Consider the following 19,258-nt stretch of genomic DNA (forward strand, 5'->3'; position numbering starts at 1 on the left):
AACAGATTTGTTTTAGTTTGAATATTTTGACGACAAAAACAGTTTTTACTTACAAAAAAAGTCACCTTTATTGGTGACTTTTTTATAATATTAGTTTTCTACTAAAGTAGAATTCGTTTATTTATATGATTTAAACTATTTTGCGTTTTGCTTTTTTATCAAATTAAGAGCCGAACCTTCCTTATACCATTCTATTTGAGCATCGTTATAAGAATGATTTAAAGTAATCACATCTTTAGACCCATTGGCGTGAACAATTTCAAGCGTTAAAGGCTTGTCGGGAGCGAACTCATTTAAATCTAAAAAGTTAAAAGTATCATCTTCTTGAATTAAATCGTAATCGGATTCGTTAGCAAATGTTAAACCTAACATCCCTTGTTTTTTCAAGTTGGTTTCGTGAATACGAGCAAATGATTTAACAATAACCGCAGCCACACCTAAATGTCTTGGTTCCATAGCAGCATGCTCACGAGATGAACCTTCACCATAATTGTGATCACCCACCACAATAGATTTTATTCCTGCAGCCTTGTAAGCTCTTGCCGTATCCGGTACACCTCCATAATCACCAGTTAATTGATTTTTAACGAAGTTGGTTTTGTCGTTATAAGCATTCACGGCCCCAATTAAACAGTTATTAGAAATATTATCTAGATGTCCGCGGAAACGTAACCAAGGCCCTGCCATAGATATATGATCGGTAGTACATTTACCAAAGGCTTTAATTAATAATTTCGCACCTGTGATACTATCTCCTAGAGGTTCAAACGGTGTTAACAATTGTAATCTTTCAGAGTCTTCTTTTACTTTAACTTCTACATGACTACCATCGGCCTCGGGCTCTAAATAACCATTGTCTTCAACAGCAAACCCTTTTGGAGGTAATTCCCATCCTGTAGGTTCATCGAACATGACTTCTTCACCATTTTCATTAATCAACTTATCTGTAATCGGATTAAAATCCAATCGTCCTGCTATCGCAATAGCAGCCGTTATTTCTGGTGAAGCTACAAAAGCGTGTGTATTTGGATTTCCATCGGCACGTTTCGCAAAATTTCTATTGAAAGAATGTACGATACTATTTTTAGGTGCGTTTTTAGGATCGCTATACCTTGCCCATTGCCCGATACACGGTCCGCAGGCGTTTGTAAATATTTTAGCGTCTAAGTTCTCAAAAATTTGAAGAATCCCATCGCGTTCAGCAGTATAACGTACTTGCTCAGACCCCGGGTTAATACCCAAATCTGCTTTAATTTTTAATCCTTTATCTAAGGCTTGTTGCGCTATAGAAGAAGCTCTTGACAAATCCTCATAAGATGAATTGGTACAAGACCCTATTAAGCCCCACTCCACCTTTATAGGCCAATCGTTAGCTTTAGCCTTTTCAGTCATCGAAGCACCTACCTCAGTAGATAAGTCTGGCGTAAAGGGTCCGTTTAATAAAGGACCTAATTCTGATAAATTTATTTCAATAACTTCATCAAAAAACTGCTCTGGATTATTATAAACTTCAGGGTCACCCGTTAGGTGTTCTTTAATTTCATTGGCAGCATCGGCAATATCGGCACGGTCTGTAGCACGTAAATAACGTTCCATAGACTCGTCGTAACCAAAAGTTGATGTGGTTGCACCAATTTCTGCTCCCATATTACAAATGGTTCCTTTTCCTGTACAAGACATGGCCGTTGCACCCGGACCGAAATACTCAACAATAGCTCCTGTTCCACCTTTTACAGTAAGAATTTCAGCTACTTTTAAAATCACATCTTTTGGTGCTGTCCAACCCGATAATTTACCAGTTAATTTCACACCTATCAATTTAGGAAATTTCAATTCCCAAGCCATATCAGCCATAACATCAACAGCATCAGCACCTCCAACACCTATGGCCACCATACCTAGACCTCCAGCATTTACTGTATGTGAATCGGTACCGATCATCATACCTCCTGGAAAGGCATAATTTTCTAAAACCACTTGGTGGATAATTCCAGCACCTGGTTTCCAAAAACCAATACCATATTTATTAGAAACAGATTCCAAGAAATTAAAAACTTCACTACTTACCGTATTGGCATGTTTTAAATCCTTCGCAGCACCCTCTTTGGCCTGAATTAAGTGATCACAATGCACCGTTGTTGGCACGGCAACTTTTGCTTTTCCAGCTTGCATAAATTGCAACAAAGCCATCTGAGCTGTTGCATCTTGACAGGCGATTCTATCTGGAGCAAAATCCACATAATCTTTCCCTCTAACGAAAGCTTTGGTTGGATTACCTTCCCACAGGTGGGCGTATAAAATCTTTTCTGAAAGCGTTAAGGGTTTACCAACAATTTCGCGAGCTTTATTTACGCGTTCTGCCATATTCTTGTAAACACCCTTGATCATGTCTATATCAAATGCCATATAATATATTTTAAGTTTGATTTATTAAATATTACAATATACGAAATAAAGCAGGATATTTAAAGTTCTTCTTTTGCTTTATCGAAGGCATTTTGAACGCTATCACTTAACTATTGGAGGCTCTTTATTTTACAATGATTCTTTTCGCAATACTATTCCCTTTTTCATCTAAGGCAGTAACCGTGTGATAACCTGAAGTTAAATGGATGGCTAATTCATTAAAATTTTGTGTCACCTTTAAAAACTGGTTATCCAAATACCAGTAAATTTGAGCTTCCGGGTTGGTATGGGCTATTTTAAAAATAATTTTATTTCTTTCTCCAGAAATGCCCTTGGGTACGATTATAGTATTCGTGTTTAATGGTTCTGTAAACGCCATCACAGGGGTTTCTTCTCCTTCGCAACCTGCTTTTAAAGGTGGTAAATATTTATAATCGTCATGATTAGTTTTATAATACCAAGCCATTAATGGAGGTAGTACAAATTGTGAGGTTTTAACCATATCATCTAATCTTTCACAAGAAGCATTAACTCTGTAGGTCCGATCTTTGTTTAAATAAACCAGCTTATGATACATGCACAAGCCGCTATCCAATCCCTTTAAGGGGATTTGTTTAATCGTATACGGACAAATATCGGAGGCTAGCTGACCGCTTTTATCACAAACCTTGGCTTCTACCAAATCGTCTATAGGTTTTAAAAACCATGCTGATTTTGGCAAAGCATCAAACACATCAAACATTACTGGAGCTGCTGTAGCGACGCCCGTCATCCCTGACCTACCTTCACCATCTGCATTTCCAACCCATACTCCAACGACATAATTCGATGTCACACCTACACTCCAAGCATCGCGATTACCAAAACTGGTACCTGTTTTCCATGCGATTTCTTGTGCAGATTCAAAATGGCGCCATGAATTATCAGCACTAGGTCTATTTAGTTCCTTCATCGCTTCAAAACCGAAATAAATACTGCCAGCGTTAAAAACATCTTTGTCAAAATTTAATGCTCCTAAATTCGGTTGAAAATCACTGGAAAAACCAGCTTTTTGAAATTCATTGGTGTAATACTGACTCGAATTTTCATTAAAATGATTTAACGTACCAGCCAAATTACAATAGGCATTGCATATATCCCACAAACTTGATTCGCTACCTCCAAGAATTACTGACAACCCATAATGATCTGCCCCCTTATTTATATGGGACAACTCTAATTTTTGTAATACATCATAAAATCTCGTTAAGCCAAAATCTTGTAACATCCTTACTGCAGGTATATTTAGCGATCTAGCAAGCGCTTCTTTAGCTGAAACAGCCCCTAAATAATTAAGACTGAAATTTTCTGGCTTATAGTTCCCTATCGTTGTAGGGACATCCGCTAACAATGTTTCAGGTAATAACTCACCTGCATCTAACATAGCCATGTACAAAAAAGGTTTTAAAACACTACCTGTACTTCTTGGTGCGAGAATAATATCAACATCTTTTTGGTGCTGTTTTTTGGTATTTGTATTTCCAATATAGCTAAGCACTTTTTTGCTTTTTACATCTAAAATCAACACTGCCATATTATGAATGCCGTTTTGGGCATGTTGCTTATGATGTCTATTAACAATCTGAAGCGCTAATTCTTGAAAATGCGTATTAATAGTACTTATAACACGTTCTCCTTTTTGGGTCATTGCTATTTTTTGCAAAAGATGCGGAGCTATTTGTGGCAACATTTGAGGCTTAGTTGGAACCGGTTCTTCTGTGGATAATTCATAGGTGGTTTGATCAATGACTCCGGTGTCAAATAATTTCTTTAATAATGCATTTCTTTTATTTATAAGTTGTTTAGAATTTTTTCCAGGATAAAGTAAACTAGGTGCATTGGGTAATACAGCCAGTAACGCACACTGCCCCCAAGATAATTTATGAGGAGATGTTTTAAAATAGCGCCACGAAGCTGCTTCTAGGCCCACTACATTTCCGCCATATGGAGCGTTTGAAACGTAGGTATTTAATATGGTTTCTTTAGAATCTCTTAACTCCAATCGAGTGGCTAGGATGATTTCAATAACTTTTTCAAAATAAGATCTGGATTGATTTTTTCGTGATAATCGGATAACCTGCTGCGTTATCGTACTACCTCCTCTAACAACTTTGCCAGCCTTTAGGTTTGCCTGAAAAGCCTTAACCATTGACACAGGGTTAAATCCAGGGTGCTTATAAAAATAAGCATCTTCAAATGTTGTGATGCATTGTTTAAATTTATTAGGTACCGAATCTAACTTCGGAAAACGCCATTGTCCATCATTGGCTATTAATGCCCCAAGTAACTCCCCGTCACGACTTTCTAAAATTGTAGAAGTTGGACTTTCAAATAATTCATTTGGTAAACAACAGGCATATCCTAAAAGCACCACTAGTAATACCAGTACTTTAAATTTATTCTTAATCAAAAAATATTTGATATGCCTTAACATCTTTATTTCGTTACTTCAACCCAATGCCCCTCTGCACGGGTAAAATAATTTTGATCATACATAGCCTCTGCCTGTAACCCTGGTAAATAATAACTCCCCAAATACGATGCATTTAATAACACTTTAAACCTTTTTGTTTGATTCGGATTTAAGTCGAAATAAAAATTAACCCGATCATCTCTAATATCTTCATGGGTAATTTGAGAATTTAAACTTGCTCCCATATTAAATCGTGTATTAATAATTTCCCATCCTGAAGGAAAAAGAGCTTTTAACGCCACGTTATCTATTTTAGCTGAAGTTAGATTCGTTAACTTAATATGGGCAACAAAGTTTGTGCCTTGACTGATACTAGAAACATCTATATGATTTCCTGATTTATCTGTAAAAGTTATTTCTGAAGTCAAGTTATTATGAATAATCTTTTCACTTCCAATAGGTAATATCCCCATATTAGCTAGTCTTACATAAATAACATTATCATTTTTATTTTCAATTTTAAAGGTATTAAGTTCCTTATTAACTTTAATGCCCTCAAGTATTAAAGCTTTATCTGCTTTAACAGATTGCATTTTTTGTCCGTTAAAACTGTACATTAAGTCAATACCCTTATTCCCGACATAATTGGCGTATTTGGACATGGCCAGAAGACAATATGCCGTCGTTTGAGTACTCATATATTGATTGCTAGATAATTCAGTTGCTAAAATATCCGCAATGGTTTTGGCTTTTAAGTGTTCATCTAAAAGCATATACGTTTCTAAAATCATTGCTAAATTTCGCTGTTTAGAGCCATAATTACTTTCACTTACATCCATACTGCCTAAAGCTTGATGAATATCAAAATCTCCAATTAATTCTTTAGCAACGCTATGTTTCCCAGATAAAGCATAAGCTGCGGCTAATCGTAATTTCGACACATCATTTAATGTATTTTGAATGGCCAATTCACGAAACCTATTCATAGAATATTTGTCTGGTTCCTGAGCCAATGCCAGCGTATACAATCGATAAGCCTGAGCCAATTGATTATCTGACTCACTCCAACGCTTCGCTTCCTTTTCTTGATAGTCTATCCATCTTGTTTTGAAATCCAACGGAAGTACATACCCCTTTTTCTCAGCTTCCAAAAAGAAATGCCCAACATAGCTCGTAGCCCAATCATCTGCAAAACTCTGACCTTGCCAATATGAAAAGCCACCATCGGCTTTTTGGAATTTAGATAACTTATCTATGGCTATTTGAATGTTTGACTGAGTTTTATCTTTCTTGGCATCCGAAATTTTAAAAATATCATTAATAAATAACTGCGGAAAAGCAGCAGATGTTGTTTGCTCTACACATCCATGAGGATAAGCAATTAAATAGGCTATTCTGCTAGTAAAATCAATGGAAGGAAAAGCAGAAACTTCTAATTGCACCTCATTGGTTCCTGATACACCAAAAGTATTAAATTCAAATGTTTGTGAGCTTTTAGGCTGCATGATACCAGCTATAGATTCAATCGTTTTTGGATTAGGATTAAAGGCATTTAGCTCTAAACTATAAGATGCTTTTTCTCCTTGTCCACTAACATTCACATCAATTTTTCCAATACCATCCTTAAGCACTTCTACATCAAAATATGCTATTTTTTCATCGGGACCAGAAAAATATATTGTTTTTGTAGACCTCCCAATGACTTTAAATACATTATTAACTTTGATGGATATATTGGCACTTTTAATTTTATTTTCCATAGCAAAAACCGTAACTGGAATTCTAACTTTTTCGCCAGGAACCACCTTTCTTGCCATAGAAGCCAATACCATTAAAGGTTTACGAACTGGCGTAGACTTTTCAGCATGACCATAAGCCTCCTTTTCAGGATTATGAGCCACCACCATCGTTTTAACAGCGCCTATATATTTAGGTATTTTGATTTTATGAGTTTCACTCTTACCGGCATCTAGTTTAAATGGCCCTTGATAAGTAACGACGGGCTTAAATCGATTTGCTTTTTTATTCTTACTTGCTTGAAGCATATCATCACCACCAATACTAAAAACTTGATTAATTTTTCCTCCAAAGGCACCAATAACATCATCATAAATATCCCAGGTTTTCACACCTAATGCTTGCTTTTGATAAAAAGTATCCCAGGGGTTAGGGGTTTTGAATCGGGTTAAATCTAATAGACCTTCATCTACAATAGCGATAGAATAGGTCATTGCCTTGCCATTAGCTTCCGCAACTTTGATAGCCACCTCTTTTTCTGGTGCTAAAACATCTGGCATGGAAATTTTAGGTTCTAAACGCGTTTCAGGGTTTTCAACATGAATGCCTTTTAATCCAAACGTACGAATAGGCAAATCGTTTTGGGTATTATTATGGTTTTGTAATGCACTGATGTTTATATAAACATTGGGAGTCATATCTTCCGTAATTGGCAACTCAAACTTCGTATCTCCTTTCTTAGACTTTACCCATAATGATGACATCACGCCCGAGCCATTTTCTATAGTAACTAAAGCCCTTCCAGAACCTGATGAAGGAAAAGTAACAAGTGCCTTCTCTCCTACCTTATACTGTTCTTTGTCGGTTGAAAAAGTAAGCATCGTTGCCGCCGAAGGATCACCTTTTCGTGCCTTTCCTGCCCATCCTGGCCAATCGATAAAAACCATTTTTCCTGTGGAGTGTCCAGACTCATTATTAAAGACATATACTAAATAGCGACCCCATTCAGGATATTTCAACTCAAACTCGAAAGTGGCTTTTCCTTCAGAATTTGTAGAAACCGTAGTTGAAAACGTTTCCTCATGGTTAGAACTTGTATCAAAAGATGATAAGTTATCTTCATCTTCATTCCACCACCAGTTATGGTTCACTTTAAAAATCTTTACTTTTATATCTTTAATAGCTGTTGGTTTTCCATAGCCATCTACAGTTGCCACTTCAAATTTATGTTTCGTATCGGTTAGTAGCATATTTCGAGCAGCATCACCTTTTGGTGTTAAGATTCCAACATAAGAAGTATAAGGCGAACAGTTTGCAGAGAAAGCATCCGTACTAAAATCACCGCCCTCCTCATAAACTTTAGAAACAAATGTGGCTTTTAATAAACCTGGAGCCGTACGACTTATATTAGGATTGAATGAAAACTGCCCCTTGCCTCCACCATCTAATTTACTATTAAAAACCTGCTTTTCATTTCCTGAAAACACCTTGGTTGGATCATCAAATTCATAACTAGGAAAAGCTTTAAAAGTTGTTTTTATTGGGCTAAAAGTAACATTCACATCAGCCTTTAAATTCTTCGCAATAGCGCCATGTAACCACAGTGCCTCAAGGTCTCCTTGAACCTCTTTATTAGTTATTAGTTTATTTAGAATTGAAGTTTTAATTTTTAATCTATTAGGTTTAATAAATTCTATTCTTAGTTTTTTTGTAAATACGGCACCACCAACACTCACTTTAGCCATCCAAGAACCTGTATAGCTATCATCATTAATAGGCACTGTAAATTTGTAAAAGTTGTTTAATCCATTGGTTTTAATCTCTGAAAAATACAAAGCGCCAGAAGGTTCTAAAACTTCTAATTTGACTGGGTGATTTTCAGGTAATTTGTTTTTAATATCATTAAGCATAAAGGATAAATGCAAGGTGTCTCCTGGTCGCCAAACCCCACGTTCACCATAGATAAAACCTTTTAAACCTCGTTTTAATTCAGCTCCTGAAACATCAAATTTACTTACAGATAAAGCGTTTCCATCATTTAACTTAACATAGGTACTTACTTTGTTTTTTGTAACTACAGCAAAATATGCTTTTGACGTTATAGGAAATACAAGTTTACCGTCGGCGTCTGTTTTTTGTTTCCCTATTAATTGTTGCTGATAGTTATAGAATTTAACCTCGGCATCTGAAATGGGGTTGGTTGTAATAATATCACTAACCGCTATAAAGTAATTATTATCCGCCCCTTGTTTTACAATAACACCTATATTGGACGCTAATAGATTGGTACTAACTTTTTTATTTCTGTAATAGGAATGTTCGCAAGGATTATCGGATGCTCTCCAACTATATTCATCACTACCTTCATTATAATAGGAGCTATCCCAATTACTCGACTCTGCAGCTTCTTGATCGTAATTAATTACAGTTTCTTCAATTTCACTAGTGTCCTCACCTGCACATTGATAATTAGAATATTTCTTTTTGAAATTAAGTTCCACACGATAAATAGCACCAGGATCGGGATTGATGATGTTTTTTAAATCTACTGAATAGGATTTCCAATTTGATAAATCGGTTTTATATTTCGCTAAATTAATGGTCTTCTTAGCTATGGGTCTAGCAACACGTAAAAGTTCGGTGCTATCTCTTAAATTATTATTTTGAAGAAATTGCAATACATTATCTTCATAAATTTTAATAACAGTAACATCAACAGCCTTTAAGTTTACTGCTTCAAAATTAAATTTAAGGTTTTCTGAAGTTGGTAAGATAGTACCATTTTGTAATAGTTTTACATTGGGTTTAATTTCTTCAAAACTAATTTCTTTAGATAAAGACCGCTTAAGTTTATATCCATATTGGTTTATAATACCACTTTTAATGGTTAATGTTTTGGTTTCTTCCAAATGACCTACATAAACACGAACCACATTGTTAATAAATGAAAATGATAAACTTTTTTTGCCTTCAACAGTTATAAAACCACTTATGTTAAAGTCCTTTTTTATGGGATCGGAAAAATTAATTTCTATGTATTTATTCTTTTCATCAAAAACATTGATATCGACAACTTTAAAATTGTTTTTACCTGGAACATTAAAGGTATAATCACCTTCTGTATCGATATCAAACTCACTACCATCCCATTCTATTTCAAGGTAACTATCCTTTTCATAACGCCTGATACTGTCTATTTTAAATTTAAAATAATTGTCCTCTAAACTCTCATTTAGGATTTTTACCGGTAAGGATTTACCTTTAAGTTTAGCCGTTATTAACTTTTCTGCTACTGATTTTGAAATTACATCACTAGATCTTAAAGTGCCATTTAAATACTGCCAATCTCTAGAGTAACTTTCTAAATTATTTGTAACCACTTGAAAATCCTGTTTGATTGTTTTTACGTCAAAAACAAAACTTTCATATTCACTGCTTACGTCTTGAAGCGCTCCCAAATCTAAAGTAAACGTATATCTAGTATCTGATTCAAATTTATTATCAGGAATAAAGGCAATCGTTCTATTGTTTAGTGCAACAACTTTACCTGAAACCTTCGGAGACACTTTTAAAATACTTTTGTCTAACTCAACTTCAGAAGAAACATCTTTCATCGGATTAATTAAAACCACTTTAATGTCCGATTTAGTAGAAATAATTCCAGTGGATACTTCAAATATATGATCTTTAAACTTTTGAATGTTGTTTAAAGTTTCACTTGAATCGTCTTTACATCCAGTAAAAAACAGAATAGCTAACGCTACTACTACAGAAAAATATTTCATGAAATTATGGTTGAGTTTGGTTTACTTATTTTAAAAACACGATAATTTATATTGACGGACTTGTTATTTCATTTTAAATTGACCATCATTAAAAACTCATGTATTTTACAAGCTTGCAAAACTAAGAAAAAACCTACATAATTTACATTCAAATTGTAGGAATTTTAAAAATATATCCCGAGAATCAATAAGAAGCTTGTACATCCTCGATGTAGAGAAAAAGAGAAATGCCTATATCTTAATTTAGCGAACAAAAAAGCCCGAGTAAAAAAACTCAGGCTTTTATATTTATAAGAAATCAGTGTGCTAATTACACCACTAACAACTTGCTTGAAGGCTTAAACTTTGTAAGGTTGATACCTTTTACAGCAGCTTGATATTCTACTAAATCAGGAGTTCTTCCTAAAATAGTTGATAATACAACAACTGGTGTAGATGATAATAAAGATTCACCTTTTTTCTCACCAGAATCTTTTACCACACGACCTTGGAATAAACGTGTAGAAGTCGCCATTACCGTATCACCTGGCTCAGCTTTTTCTTGGTTACCCATACAAAGGTTACAACCTGGACGCTCTAAATAAAGCATGTTTTCGTATTTCGTACGTGCAGCTGCTTTAGGATCGTTATCATCAAATTCGAAACCAGAGTATTTTTGTAATACTTCCCAATCTCCTTCTGCTTTTAACTCATCAACAATATTATATGTTGGAGGAGCAACAACTAAAGGTGCTTTAAATTCCACTTTACCATGTAAATCTTCAATGTTTTTCAACATTTGAGCTAATATTTTCATGTCTCCTTTGTGAACCATACAAGATCCAACAAAACCTAAATCTACTTGCTTCGTTCCACCGTAGTAAGATAATGGTCTGATCGTATCATGCGTATAACGTTTAGAAACATCTTCGTTATTTACATCTGGATCGGCAATCATTGGCTCTTGAATTTCATCAAGATCAATTTCTACTTCAGCAAAATACTTCGCATTAGCATCTGGAGTTAAAGCTGGTTTTTCTCCAGTTTTAATTTCATTAATTCTCTTATCGGCAATCGCAATTAAACCTTTAAGCACGTTAAGATCATTATCCATTCCCTTATCAATCATGATTTGGATTCTACTCTTAGCGATCTCTAAAGATTCAATTAAAGTAGCATCTTCAGAAATACAAATCGATGCTTTAGCTTTCATTTCTGCAGTCCAATCTGTAAACGTAAAGGCTTGATCGGCAGTTAATGTTCCTAAGTGTACTTCAATAATACGACCTTGGAATACGTTGTCTCCACCAAACTGAGAAAGCATTTGTTGTTGTGTAGCGTGTACCACATCACGGAAATCCATGTAAGGTAACATTTCACCTTTAAAAGTTACTTTAACCGATTGTGGAATTGGCATAGACGCTTCACCAGTTGCAAGTGCTAAGGCTACGGTTCCTGAATCTGCTCCAAAAGCCACACCTTTAGACATTCTCGTGTGAGAATCTCCACCAATAATAATGGCCCAGTCATCAACAGTGATATCATTTAATACCTTGTGAATAACATCGGTCATCGCGTGATATTTCCCTTTAGGGTCACGCGCTGTAATCAATCCAAAATCATTCATGAATTTCATCAATCTTGGAATGTTAGCTTTAGATTTATTATCCCAAACTGAAGCGGTATGACAACCTGATTGGTATGCCCCATCAACAATAGGAGATATAATAGTCGCTGCCATCATCTCTAATTCTTGAGATGTCATTAATCCTGTAGTATCTTGAGATCCTACAATATTAACTTCAACACGAACATCAGACCCAGCGTGTAATACTTTACCTGGCGTTGTTCCTACAGCATTTTTATTAAATATTTTTTCAACAGCAGTGAGTCCCTGACCTTCAATAGAAATTTCTTTTGATGGTGCATATACCGGAATAACATCTGTTCCTAAAACTTTAGATGCAAACGTTTGAAGTTTTTTACCAAAAACAACAGCATAAGATCCTCCAGCTTTAATAAACTCCACTTTTTGAGGTGTTAATGACGCTGAAATATCAATTAATTCTTGGTCACCGTGGTATAATTTTTTCTCTTTAGTATTAACAGTAAGTACTGTTCCTGTAGCTACAGAGTATTTTTCTTCTAAAACAGGATCGCCATTTTCATCTTTAATAACATTGCCTTCCGCATCGGTCTTTTTAACCCAGTTTTTTAAATCGATTCCAATACCTCCTGTTACACCTACAGTCGTTAAGAAAATTGGAGAAATACCGTTTGTTCCAGCAATAATTGGAGCAATATTTATAAATGGTACGTACGGACTAGCTTTAACACCTGTCCATAAAGCCACATTATTTACACCTGACATTCTAGATGAACCTACACCCATTGTTCCTTTTTCGGCAATTAACATTACACGTTTATCAGGATGTTGCGCTTGTAAGGCTTTAAGTTCTTCTTGCTGTGCTTTATTATGCTCAAAAATACATTGACCGTGTAACTCACGATCTGATCTTGAGTGGGCATCACCTCCAGGAGATAATAAATCGGTAGAAATATCACCTACACCGGCAATAAAAGTAACCACTTCAATTTTTTCTTCTACTTCAGGAAGCTTCGTGAAAAATTCTGCTTTAGCATAACTTTCAATAAGTTCTTTAGCGATACTATTTCCTGCTTTATAAGCTGCTTCTAAACGAGCAGTATCAGCTTCATAAAGGAAAACTTGAGTTTTTAAAACTTCAGCAGCCTCTTTAGCGAGAGCTTCATCATCACCAAGTGCAATATCTAAAAGTACTCCAATTGATGGACCACCTTTCATATGTGACAATTGCTCTAAAGCAAAAGTAGGAGTGATTTCTTTAACAACAGACTCTCCAAGAATGATTTCCTTTAAAAATTTAGCTTTTACACCAGCAGCGCTTGTGGTTCCAGGCAAAACGTTATAGATAAAGAAGTTTAGAGAATCTTCTCTGTGTTCATTATCTACATCTTTAATTTGCTCAATAATTACGCTTAATAATTCTGCACCATCAATTGGCTTAGGGTGAAGACCTTGTTCTTTTCTTTCTTCAATCTCCTTGAGATAATCGTTATAAATATTCATAAAATAGAATTAATCTGGTTTGGCATTACTTGTAGGTCATAATTTAACAGCTGTTAAATTATTCTTATGTAGAACTCGAATTTACTGTGACACAATAAAGCAAGCGACCTAAAGGCCATTTATTTTTTTAGGCTTCGCAAAATACAAAATAAAAACCTTATTTTTAAAAGGAATTCCTCTTATACGATAAGTAATACTTCCAAATTATTATTGTGTCATAATTATTTAAAATCATTTAATTTTTGACATAAATATTCATAAATAATTACCGAATTGACAATAGTGACACCTTAATTAATTTTGATTTCTTGTATTTAAACCTTATTTAGAAGTTGATTATTCATACTGGTCGAATTTCCCAATGTATTTCTTCATTAAAATTTATGCTTTTAAATACCTGAAGAAGTCATCTGTTTTTTGGAAAACGAGTATTTGACGATTAATATAAAGAAAAAGTCAATATAATATTTTAAGACCTATGAAAATTGTATTACAGCATAAGACCAGGAATATATTAGAAAAGCACGCGCTCTAAGTAATGGATAAAACTAAATGGGATACCTCTTAAAATAAACTGGCAATAATCTGTGCTTCGGAAACACCTTCTGCTTCTGCCTTGTAGTTTTTAATAATTCTATGTCTAAGTACACCAAATGCCACTGCTTGAATATCTTCTATATCGGGAGAAAACTTACCTTTTATAGCGGCATGTGTTTTTGCGGCTAATACTAAGTTTTGAGACGCTCGAGGCCCTGCTCCCCAATCGATATATTTTTTCACTAATTCTGGTGCTGCATCAGAGTTTGGTCTAGTTTTACCTACTAAAGTTACGGCGTATTCAATCACATTATCGGCTACTGGAATTCTTCTAATAAGATGTTGAAATTGTATAATTTCTTCTGAAGAAAACAAAGTATTCAGCTTAACGGTATTATCTGTAGTGGTTGATTTAATAACTTCAACTTCTTCATCGAAAGTTGGGTAATCTAAATGAATCGCAAACATAAAACGGTCCAACTGTGCTTCAGGTAATGGGTAAGTACCTTCCTGCTCGATAGGGTTTTGAGTCGCTAATACAAAATAAGGTAAACTAAGTTTATAATGATGTCCCGCAACGGTTACCGCGCGTTCTTGCATGGCTTCTAATAATGCCGCTTGCGTTTTTGGAGGCGTTCTATTAATTTCATCCGCCAAAATGATATTAGAAAAAATAGGGCCTTTTATGAATTTAAAGCGACGATCTTCATCTAACACTTCACTCCCAAGAATATCACTAGGCATTAAATCTGGCGTAAACTGAATGCGTTTAAAATCTAAACCTAGCGTCTGTGCAATGGTATTTACCATTAAAGTTTTTGCTAATCCAGGTACTCCAATTAACAAGGCATGGCCTCCAGAAAATATGGAAATTAAAATTTGAGTAACAACTTCATCCTGACCAATAATAACTTTAGCTATTTCGGATTTTAAATTTTTGAATTGTTTAACGAATGATTCTAGTGCTGCTACGTCTGACATATTTTATTTTTTTAACCAATTTCCAGTAAAATCGCAATTTCTAAACTCACCGCTAATTTTAATATAGGTATCTAAAATATGTTCATCCTGCCACTCTTCAATCGCTTTAATCTTTTTCTGATCTAGCGCTAACTCTTTAATTTTTAAATAATCCCTACCATAATCAGCTTTATGCTCGTCGATTCTATCGGTTACTTTTAAAATTTTAAACTTTACTTTTCCTGTTCTATCTTCTTCTTTTAAAACCAAACTTACTTCATCATCCTTTAAGTTTTGAATTTGAGCATATAACTCAGGATCCATTCTAGTAAGTTCAAAATTATAATCTTGTGTTGTTGGGTTAATTAATTGTCCGCCATCATTTTTAGTTTCCTTCTCATCACTTACCTCTTTTGCGGCTTCAGCAAATGAAATATCGCCATCTATAATACGCTTTCTAACTTTCTCTAAGCGCTCTTTTGCTTCGTCAATGGCTTTTTGGGAAACCTTAGGAATTAGAAGTATGTGTGCAACATCATATTCTTGACCTCTAATCTTTTCAAGCATAATAATATGGTACCCATAATCAGTTTTAAAGGGCTCTGAAATCTGACCTTCCTCTAAAGAAAAAGCTACTTGTCTAAACTCTTTAACCATTTTAGGTTTTTTCTTATTCAACGTATACTTTCCACCTTTACTTGCCGATCCTGGATCGTCAGAATACAACACCGCTTTAGAACGGAAACTTGCACCGTTCTCAACAATATCTTTTTTGAAACCTTTTAGGCGGTCTATAATTTTTTGCTTCTCTTCTTCTGAAACTTGAGGCTCGGCAACGATTTGTGCTACTTTAAGTTCAGCCCCAAAAGTTGGACGTTCGTCTTCAGGGAGGCTATTAAAAAAAGTTCTAACCTCTTCAGGAGTAATTTCAACTTCTTCTACGATATGTGCCTGCATTTTATTAGCCAACTCATTGGCCTTATTAATTTCAAACATATCATCCCTAAAACTTTTTTCATCCTCTTTATTATAGAACTCTAAAAGTTTTTCCATGGAACCGTTGGTTTGTTGTAAAAACTGTTCAATTTGGTAATCTACATTTTTTCGAATTTCGGCATCCGAAACCGGAAGACTGTCTTGAATCGCGTGGTGGGCATATAATTTACGCTCTAACATCAAACCAAATAATTCACAATCATCTACCCCTTCTAAAGAACCTCCAGCAGCCTTAACTTGCTCTCTTTCTTTTTTGATATCAGAATCTAAAACGATATAATTTCCTACCACTGCTGCGACGCCATCAATCTTTCTCGCATTTTGAGTTTTGGTTGTATCAACCTTAGTAACGACTTGTTCTGGCACCTCATCTTCAATAATTTCTTGGCCAGTCATAACTCCTACAAAAAGGAAAGTCATGCTAAAAACCCATATATGCTTCAAATTATTTATAAATTTCAAATTGTTTATTTTTAATGGCATCTTTTGTGATATCTTTTTCTAACTCTTTAATTAATTCTAGCTTTCGTTTATTAATCACGATTTGATCAATAGTAGGCTTAACATACTCTAACGGGGCAGTATTATTACGCAGTAAAACATCATTAATTTGCATCAAATATACTCCTAATGAATCTTTGAGCTGTATAAAATTAGATTTTTTTAACAGTTCGTCTTTATTTTCAGAATTTACCGCTGGAATTTTGTTTACCACCTGACTCAACTTAATCCAAATTGAATCATTTAAGGAATAAGATTTAAACTGAATAGAGATGGAATCTAATACTTTTTTATCATTTTCGCTATACCTCTGAAATCGTTCGTTTATATCGTTATAATTGATGATATTTTCATCAACATGAATGTATCGGAATTTTATAAGTTCTTCGTTTAGTTTGAAAACTTCTTTATTTTCCTCGTAATAACTGTCAGCCTCGTCAATAGTTACAAGGGTATCTATACTGCGTTTTACAAGTGCTTCAACATAAGCTTTGGTGTATAAATCATTTTTATACTGAACGACAAGTTTATTAAAAGCGTCCTGTTTTTCCTGACTTAAATTTACCATGGCACCATCAACAAGCAATTGTTGCGTTGCCCAACGATTAATAAAATTATGGACAATTAAGATGCTATCTGCTTCTGAAGCGTCGGCGGGAACCAAGCCACTAATATCATCGTGATATAAATAACTGGTATTAACACGAGCCACAGCATCAATTTCTTCTGATTTATTAAAATAACCACAAGAAACTACCAACAACCCAAGCAATAATAAACTAATTCTAATGCGCACCCTTTTTATTTAAGTTGATTTTTTACTTTTTTGAAAACGTCCTGGTTCACTCTAACTTCATACTTTTCTTCTAAACTACCAATCCATTTTTCTTCTTTTAGAGTTTGGTAATCGTTAACTACCAATCCTTTTGCTTCTTCAAATGTTTTTTGTTTCTTAGGAAAAACGTCTTTAACCTGAACTACCACATAAGCATCATTGTGTTTAAAAATTTTAGAAACACCTTTTTTAAATTCGAAATTCTTTGGTAGTCCTTGATGGTCGGCTTCCACTACACCAGAGGTAAAGATAACATTAACATCACCGTTTTTATTTACCGCTGACTTAATCGTTTCTACATCTTCATTTTGCTCCAATAATTTAGAAACCGTTTTTAAGTCTTTTTTCTTAGAAGAAGAAGCAATTACCGCATCAATACGTTCAGGAAAGTTATAGTCTGATTGGTGTGATTCATAATATTTTTTCACTTCTAAAGAATCGGTTTGAGCCGTGTTCCAAATCGTGTTTTCCATAAGTTCGAACAACAATAGTCCGTCTCTGTATTCGTGAACTACGGCAGCATATTCTTCGTTTTCAGTTTCTAAATGCGCCTCTTGATATTCGATTAATTGATCTTTTAAAAAGGCTTGATATTTTTCCTCTACGAGATCATTAAGAGGATTTTTTTTTCTTGATTGACGCTGAGTTTTCAAAAGATAATCACCGAATTCTTTATAAGAAATTTGCTCTTCTTGAATGTTTAGGAAAACCTTTTCTGAAGAAAAATTGCTAGGAAGTCCCCATGAGTTTTTAAAATAATTCTCGTTTAAAATTGATTCGAAATAAGATAATGGCACTTGTGTGTCATCAATATTATATTTTTTCTTTAAGCTATCTATTAGAGCCTGATCAATAATTTTAGATCTTGAATCTCGTTTCACTTTTTCTACAAGCTCCGGTTTCATCGTTTCAAAATCAGGAACTGGAATAATTTGGTACAACTTAATAATATGCCATCCAAATTTTGTTTGAAACGGTTTGGAAATATCACCTTCATTTTTCAGGTTAAATGCGACATTTTCAAATGCTTCAGCACTTATTTGTCCGCGACTAAAAGGGCGTAATTTCCCTCCTTTTTCTGCTGAATTAGCATCTTGTGAAAATTGCTTTGCTAAAGCCTCAAAAGAATCCCCTTGATTAATTTTAGCATAAACTTCATTAATTTTCTCTTCAGCTTGACGGACAATCGAATCGTTCGCTTCTTGTCCTGTAGTAATCATGATATGCCCTACTTCACGTTCACCTTCAGATTTTCGCTTATCGATAACATGCAAAATATGATATCCAAATCGCGTTCTAAAAGGCTGAGATGTCGCTCCAACAGGAGTATTGTAAGCCACGGTTTCAAAAGCATATACCATTTTAAACCCAGAAAAATATCCTAAAGTCTCACCATAAATGGTTTTTCCATTATGTACTTCTTTTCTAACTTTTTCGAAGCCTTCCTTTTCGGTACGCTCCCTCAGTTTTACAATTTTATTATAAGCTGCTAAAGTGTCTTCTGGACTCGCATCTTCGGCTACCTTTACCAGAATATGATTGGCGTTTACATCTTCAGTAATACGCTCGTAGGCCTCCTCTACCAATGCATCGGTAACTTTAGGATCTGAAATATAATTCTTTGCAAGTTGTTTTTTATAGCTTTCTAGTTCTTTTTTATAGCCTGGTTTTTCATGAAAACCCTGACTTCTTGCTTCCTTAATTTTCAACTTATAGCTGGTAAAAAGCTTTAAGTATTCATCAACATCTTTTTGTGATTCATCTTGAACCAGATCTAAGTTTTTTTGGTACACTCTAATAAATTCCGAAGCATATACTGGATCATTTCCTACGGTAAATAAGACGTCTTCTTCAGTAGATTGAGCCAAAGCATTAAAGGCCATAAAAGAAGAAAAAAATAGAAAAAAATATTTCAATTTCATAGAGTTAAATTATTTTCAAAGGATACAAAAATAGCAATA

At 34.6% G+C, this 19,258-nt stretch carries 8 protein-coding genes; all 8 read right to left on the reverse strand.

Annotation, left to right across the window (positions count from 1 at the left end; all coding sequences use genetic code 11):
• Window positions 1-135: 135 nt before the first annotated feature.
• Window positions 136-2,406 (reverse strand): aconitate hydratase, encoded by a 2,271-nt coding sequence (locus JJL45_RS13555; RefSeq protein WP_068602005.1) that lies wholly within the window; start codon window positions 2,404-2,406, stop codon window positions 136-138.
• A 124-nt stretch (window positions 2,407-2,530) separates the two neighbouring features.
• The gene (pbpC, locus tag JJL45_RS13560) at window positions 2,531-4,855 is read right to left on the reverse strand and encodes a penicillin-binding protein 1C (protein WP_317191950.1); all 2,325 of its coding nucleotides are present in this window, start codon (window positions 4,853-4,855) and stop codon (window positions 2,531-2,533) included.
• A 26-nt stretch (window positions 4,856-4,881) separates the two neighbouring features.
• Window positions 4,882-10,380, reverse strand: coding sequence for an alpha-2-macroglobulin family protein (locus tag JJL45_RS13565; RefSeq protein ID WP_068602001.1), 5,499 nt, complete (start codon window positions 10,378-10,380; stop codon window positions 4,882-4,884).
• 310 nt (window positions 10,381-10,690) lie between these two features.
• Window positions 10,691-13,468, reverse strand: coding sequence for a bifunctional aconitate hydratase 2/2-methylisocitrate dehydratase (locus JJL45_RS13570; RefSeq protein ID WP_068601998.1), 2,778 nt, complete (start codon window positions 13,466-13,468; stop codon window positions 10,691-10,693).
• A gap of 564 nt (window positions 13,469-14,032) precedes the next feature.
• Complete coding sequence (locus tag JJL45_RS13575) at window positions 14,033-14,986, reverse strand: AAA family ATPase (protein WP_068601996.1); 954 nt, start codon at window positions 14,984-14,986, stop codon at window positions 14,033-14,035.
• 3 nt (window positions 14,987-14,989) lie between these two features.
• Window positions 14,990-16,444, reverse strand: a complete 1,455-nt coding sequence (locus tag JJL45_RS13580; protein WP_068601994.1) for a peptidylprolyl isomerase — start codon at window positions 16,442-16,444, stop codon at window positions 14,990-14,992.
• Window positions 16,407-17,258, reverse strand: a complete 852-nt coding sequence (locus JJL45_RS13585) for a peptidylprolyl isomerase (protein ID WP_068601992.1) — start codon at window positions 17,256-17,258, stop codon at window positions 16,407-16,409. Before JJL45_RS13585 ends, JJL45_RS13580 begins: the two co-directional genes overlap by 38 nt.
• 5 nt (window positions 17,259-17,263) lie before the next feature.
• The gene (locus JJL45_RS13590) at window positions 17,264-19,219 is read right to left on the reverse strand and encodes a peptidylprolyl isomerase (RefSeq protein ID WP_068601991.1); all 1,956 of its coding nucleotides are present in this window, start codon (window positions 19,217-19,219) and stop codon (window positions 17,264-17,266) included.
• Between the last annotated feature and the right edge of the window lie 39 nt (window positions 19,220-19,258).

The organism is Tamlana sp. s12 (assembly GCF_016767215.1).
Taxonomy (GTDB): Bacteria; Bacteroidota; Bacteroidia; order Flavobacteriales; family Flavobacteriaceae; genus Pseudotamlana; species Pseudotamlana agarivorans.

What these genes read in the sequence shown, in the direction of transcription:
- JJL45_RS13555 (WP_068602005.1), bottom strand. Translation starts at nt 2,406, where the DNA reads ATGGCATTTGATATAGACATGATCAAGGGTGTTTACAAGAATATGGCA.
- JJL45_RS13565 (WP_068602001.1), bottom strand. Translation starts at nt 10,380, where the DNA reads ATGAAATATTTTTCTGTAGTAGTAGCGTTAGCTATTCTGTTTTTTACT.
- JJL45_RS13570 (WP_068601998.1), bottom strand. Translation starts at nt 13,468, where the DNA reads ATGAATATTTATAACGATTATCTCAAGGAGATTGAAGAAAGAAAAGAA.
- JJL45_RS13575 (WP_068601996.1), bottom strand. Translation starts at nt 14,986, where the DNA reads ATGTCAGACGTAGCAGCACTAGAATCATTCGTTAAACAATTCAAAAAT.
- JJL45_RS13580 (WP_068601994.1), bottom strand. Translation starts at nt 16,444, where the DNA reads ATGCCATTAAAAATAAACAATTTGAAATTTATAAATAATTTGAAGCAT.
- JJL45_RS13590 (WP_068601991.1), bottom strand. Translation starts at nt 19,219, where the DNA reads ATGAAATTGAAATATTTTTTTCTATTTTTTTCTTCTTTTATGGCCTTT.